5 protein-coding genes are annotated in these 4,859 nt (G+C 67.6%); 1 reads left to right on the top strand and 4 read right to left on the bottom strand.

Features of this window, described 5'->3' with window-relative positions:
* Together Q0066_RS16575 and Q0066_RS16570 are read right to left on the bottom strand one after the other, a co-directional pair.
* A partial coding sequence (locus Q0066_RS16575; protein WP_298135010.1) for a hypothetical protein occupies window positions 1-277 on the bottom strand: 277 nt, incomplete at its 3' end.
* 102 nt (window positions 278-379) lie between these two features.
* Window positions 380-1,873, bottom strand: a complete 1,494-nt coding sequence (locus Q0066_RS16570) for an FGGY-family carbohydrate kinase (protein WP_298135008.1) — start codon at window positions 1,871-1,873, stop codon at window positions 380-382.
* Between the two features lie 514 nt (window positions 1,874-2,387).
* Here Q0066_RS16570 and Q0066_RS16565 point away from each other — a divergent pair.
* Window positions 2,388-2,930 carry a type 1 glutamine amidotransferase domain-containing protein gene (locus tag Q0066_RS16565; protein WP_298135006.1) on the top strand — a complete coding sequence of 181 codons (543 nt, stop codon included), beginning with the start codon at window positions 2,388-2,390 and terminating at the stop codon, window positions 2,928-2,930.
* 127 nt (window positions 2,931-3,057) lie between these two features.
* Here Q0066_RS16565 and Q0066_RS16560 read toward each other — a convergent pair whose 3' ends face one another.
* On the bottom strand, window positions 3,058-3,840 hold the full coding sequence (locus Q0066_RS16560) for a sigma-70 family RNA polymerase sigma factor (protein WP_298135004.1): 783 nt from the start codon (window positions 3,838-3,840) through the stop codon (window positions 3,058-3,060).
* 110 nt (window positions 3,841-3,950) lie between these two features.
* Complete coding sequence (locus tag Q0066_RS16555; RefSeq protein ID WP_298135003.1) at window positions 3,951-4,589, bottom strand: response regulator transcription factor; 639 nt, start codon at window positions 4,587-4,589, stop codon at window positions 3,951-3,953.
* Window positions 4,590-4,859: the final 270 nt, after the last annotated feature.

Genomic DNA, 4,859 nt, shown 5'->3' with positions numbered 1-4,859 from the left:
CACGCCCGCCCGGCCAGCTGCACCGACCGGCCTTGTCGATGGCCGTCTGGATGATCTCGGCGTTGTCGCCGTACCAGTTGTCGGCCAGCTTCAGCTGCGGACAGCGGTTCTTCTTGTTCTTGCCGACCTTGCCGGACGGCAGACTGACCGGCGCCTCGGCAGGCAACACCTGCGGGTTGATGGTCGGCGTCGCCAGAGCAGGGGCGCCGGAGAGAGTGGTCGCAGCCAGCGCAATACTGAGCAGGCCGACTGCACGGACTCGACGATGAGTACGCATATCGGGAGACCTTTCAGGGTGGGGTTCAGGTTCCTCCGGGTGACCATAGGCAGACCATGCGGTCCCGCGCCACCCCTTGACGGGGGTTTTGGCCGGACGCGGTCAGCCGCGCTGGACCTTGGCCATCCGGTGCTGCAGGTCGACGGTCGCCGGGTGCAGTTCCCGGTACGCCTGGTAGAAGGGCCGGTAGATCTCCCGTGCGCCCGGCGTGGGCTCGATGACGCCGCTGTGCGTCGTCCAGTCGGTGTTCTCACTGACCAGGCCGATGCCGACACCGGCGAACATCGCGTCGCCGTAGCAGGCACCTACCGACTGCTCGGTGATCTGCTGGGTCATGCCGGTGACGTCGGAGACGATCTGCGGCCACAGCCCGCCAGTGGTGCCACCGCCGACCGCGAACCCGCGATCGGTGGAGACACCGGCCGCTCGCATGCCTTCGAAAATGTGTTCCACACCGAAGGCCGTTGCCTCCAGCAGCGACCGGTACAGGTGGCCGCGTCCGTGTTTCAGGGTCAGGCCGAGCATCACGCCACGGGCGTCCGGGTCGAGCAGCGGCGACCGCTCACCCGCGAAGTACGGCAGGGTGATCAGACCATCCGACCCCGGCGGTACATCCCGCGCCTCGGCGCTCAGCTCGCCGAAGTGGAATCCCCCGCCACACAGGTCGCGCAGCCACTTGGTGAGCGAACCGCTGGTGGCCATGCCGGCCACCTGGTTGTAGGTGCCGGGGAACAGGTGCGAGTTCACCCACAGCGGCCGGCCCGGAATGAACCGATCGGTCACCGTGATGATGGTCATCGTCGAGCCGTAGATCACCACGGCATCGCCCGGGTGTCGCACACCGACGCTCATCGCGTCCGCGAAGGCGTCGATGCTGCCGGGCACGACCGGGGTGCCCACCGGCAGGCCGGTGATGTCGGCAGCAACCGGGGTCACGGTTCCGACCACCTGCGAGGGCCAGACCAGTTCGGGCATCTTCATCCCGGGTGCGAGATCCTCGCACCACTCGGTCGCCCAGGTGCCCTTGCCCACGTCATACAACGGCTCGGAGTAGGACGCCGAGACGTGATCCAGCACATACGCACCGGTCAGTTTGTACGCCAGGTAGCTGCTGGCCATGAACCAGTACTTGGTGCGCGCCCACAGCTCCGGCTCATGACGGCTCAGCCACAGCATTCGCCCGCCCACCGATTGCGAGTTCAGTGGATTGCCGCAGGTCTCGATGATCTCGTCTTCGCCGTAGCGTTCGGTGATCTCGGCCAGTTCGGCGGACGACCGGGTGTCGATGCCGTACAGAATCGTCGGACGCAGCGGCTGTCCGGAGGCGTCAGCGGGCACGATGCACGGCCCGATGCCGCTCACGCCGACACCGACGATCTCACCATCGACCGCCTTCGGGATCAGCTCGGCGCAGATGGCTCGGAAGTCGTGCCAGAACACGTCCTCGGCATCCAACTCGGCCCAACCCGGACGCGGCAGCGACACCATGTGCGTCTGCTCCGAGATTCCGATGACCCTGCCGTCCACCGTTGTCAGGGCGCCTTTGCTGCTGCCGGTACCGATATCGACCCCGAGCAAGTACTGCTGCTTGGTCACCGTTGACTCCTTCACTGCCACCCCGTGCCGACCGACGCGCGATACCGAACGGACGACGGCGCCGACCGCGGCACGTCGGCGACAGCTGCGTCGCCGGCCGGGGGTATCGCGCGGGCACTTCGACCAAGAATCAAGGGTTCACCCGTTCAGGTCAACCGTTCGTGCTCAGGTCAACCGCTCGCCTCTCATTTGATCATGTGACTACCGACTACCGATCCCCTCGGCCCCGATGGTCGTCGAGATCACCGACCAGGAGAAGAGCCGGCCCCGGCAAGGCGGTGGCATCAAGCGGCGACGTCGGCGCCCACCATCACAGCGACCATCGCGAGCACGGACAGCACCGTGCCGACCCAACCGGTCATGGCCCCTCCTACGGGCGCGCCCGGTTCACGTTCGGGCAGCGGCATTTCGTGGAAGCGGTGGCCTCCGCCGGGCTCAAGGGCTGAGTTCGCACCCCGTCGGTTTCCTCCACTCGGGTGTAGTTCGGCGGCGGACCGCGACGCAGGGTGGAGTCATGACCGTCACCACAGCACAGCAGACCATCGCATTTCTCGTTGCTGCCGAAGGCATCGAAGAGGTCGAACTGACCGAGCCCTGGAAGATGATGGAGCGCGCCGGCCATGTCCCGGTGCTGATCTCCCCCGACGCGGGCACCGTCCAGCTGTTCCATCACTTGGAGGCCAGCAGCACCCGTCCGGTCGACGTGGTGGTCGCCGAGGCCTCGGTCGACGACTATGCGGCGCTCGTCCTGCCCGGTGGCGTCGCCAACCCGGACGCCCTGCGCACCGACGAACAGGCGGTCGCCTTCGTCCGTGACTTCGTGTCGTCCGGCAAGCCGGTGGCGGCGATCTGCCACGCCCCGTGGACGCTGATCGAGGCGGACTGTGTGCGTGGCCGGCGGCTGACCTCGTGGCCCAGCCTGCAGACCGACCTGCGCAACGCCGGTGCGGAATGGGTGGACGAACAGGTCGTGCTCGACGGCAACCTGATCACCAGCCGCAAGCCCGACGACCTGCCCGCCTTCAACGAACAGCTGGTCCAGGCGCTGGGCGGCTGACCTGCCTCTGCTGAAGGCGACCGGTGGCGGTTCGGACGCCGCGTCGCACCTCACCGGCACCGAGGTCTGGATCGACGGCGGCCAATCCCTGCTCGCGGGCTGAGCCTTCCCACCGTCATCCGGGCGCTTAACCGGCGAGCTGGGTGGCTTCCGGTTCCAGTTCCGAGCGCAGAGTCTCGATGATCCGGCGGATCAGCCGGGACACCTGCATCTGCGAAACACCGAGCCGGCGAGCGATCTCACGCTGGGTGCACTCCTCCACGAAGCGCCAGGCCAGCAGGGCACGGTCACGGCCGGACAGCCGTCCGACCGCTCGCCGCAACGCGAGGCGCTCGATCACGGTCGTGCCCAGATCCTCCTCGGAAGGCACCTGCGAGCCGACCGATTCGCGCGATCCGTCGCCGTAGGCGATGTCGAGCGAGGCCGGCTGGTAGCTGTCCGAGGTGTCCAGGGCTGCCCGCAGCTCGCGGGCGCAGACGTCCATCTGGTGTGCGAGTTCGTCGACGCCCAACTCGCGTCCGAGGCATTGTTCCAACTCGCTGCGCTGGGCGACCGCGCTGGCCCGCAACTCCTGCAGATGCCGCGGCGGACGGATCATCCAGCAGTGGTCGCGGAAATAGCGCTTCAGTTCCCCGGTGATGGTCGGGATGGCGTAGGAGGTGAAGGTCGCCCCCTGATCGGCCCGGTACCGCTCGATGGCCAGCCAGAGTGCCATCCGGGCGACCTGGACCAGGTCGTCGTGGTCGACGCCCCGGCCCCGGTAGCGGCCGGCCAGCGTGTCGCACAGCGAGAGATGTGCCTCCACGATTCGCTCGGCGATGCGGCGGCGGGCGACGGAATCCTCGCCGGCATGAAGCAGTGCGAACAGGTCCTGGGTGGAATGGTCGAATGGTGCGGCTGTGTGCGCCATGGCGCTCCTCGGTACAGCCGAGTCAGCACCTGGTTTGACCGCTCAGACATCTTCGACCCTGCCACGCGAATTGGAGAAGCGCAACAGTCACAGGCGGAACTCGCGACTTCTTACCCGGCTGCCAGATAGCCGGCGTGCAGGCCTCGCCGCATGCCCCAGGAGACGGCCTGGGTGCGCCGCGCCACCCCGATCTTGCGGTACGCGGAGCGGATGTAGCTCTTCACCGAGTTGGGGCTCAGATACATGCCTTCGGCGATCTCGGAGTTCGACATGCCCTGGGTGATCAGGGCGAGCACCTCGGCCTCGCGCGACGACAATCCGTCCTCGCGTCCGGGCCACTGCCCACCGCAGGAGGCGGTCCGGCGTTCGGGCACGGTGACCAATTGGCCGGCCCGCACCCGCTCCAGCGCAGCCACCAGCTCACGTGCGCCCATCGCCTTCGACAGATAGCCGGACGCGCCGTCGCGCAGCGCGCGGTCCATCAGTGCCGGCAGCAGATTCCAGCTGTACACGACCGCCCGTCGGACCCGACGGTCGCGCACCAGACGGCCCAGTACGTCAGGGTCGTCGCTGCGCCGCCGCAACGGGTCGTACAGCGCGATGTCGACGGATTCCGGGATTTCCGATCCGTGCCATGATCCGGCTAACTCGATCCGGCCGGCGGATCCCGCGAACATGTGCCTCAGGCCTGCGGCCACCAAGTCACAGTCGTCGATCAGCGCCACTCGGAGGGCGGGCGTTGCGTGCATCGTCGATCCTCACTCCCTGTTCGGCCGCCGGGACCTGCCTGGACACCAAAGTCCGGGTGGCTACCGGCGGAAGCCTCGTACGGTGCGGGCGGGCCGGGTCTTGTGAACCTCGGCCTCACCCAAAACGGTGATACCCAGCCGGCCGCGGGCTAAACCTCGAACGGCTGCGACACAGGAGCCTCCTCGGTAAAGTGGGCGTCGCCCGGCTGTGTTGGCTGCGCGTGATTCTTGGAGGGCGCAGTGACCTTCGTGCAGCCATCGACGGCGGGC

Source organism: Micropruina sp. (assembly GCF_027492755.1).
Classification (GTDB): Bacteria; Actinomycetota; Actinomycetes; order Propionibacteriales; family Propionibacteriaceae; genus Micropruina.
This window is presented reverse-complemented; position numbering and strand designations above follow the sequence as displayed.

What these genes read in the sequence shown, in the direction of transcription:
- Q0066_RS16565 (WP_298135006.1), top strand. Translation starts at nt 2,388, where the DNA reads ATGACCGTCACCACAGCACAGCAGACCATCGCATTTCTCGTTGCTGCC.
- Q0066_RS16560 (WP_298135004.1), bottom strand. Translation starts at nt 3,840, where the DNA reads ATGGCGCACACAGCCGCACCATTCGACCATTCCACCCAGGACCTGTTC.
- Q0066_RS16555 (WP_298135003.1), bottom strand. Translation starts at nt 4,589, where the DNA reads ATGCACGCAACGCCCGCCCTCCGAGTGGCGCTGATCGACGACTGTGAC.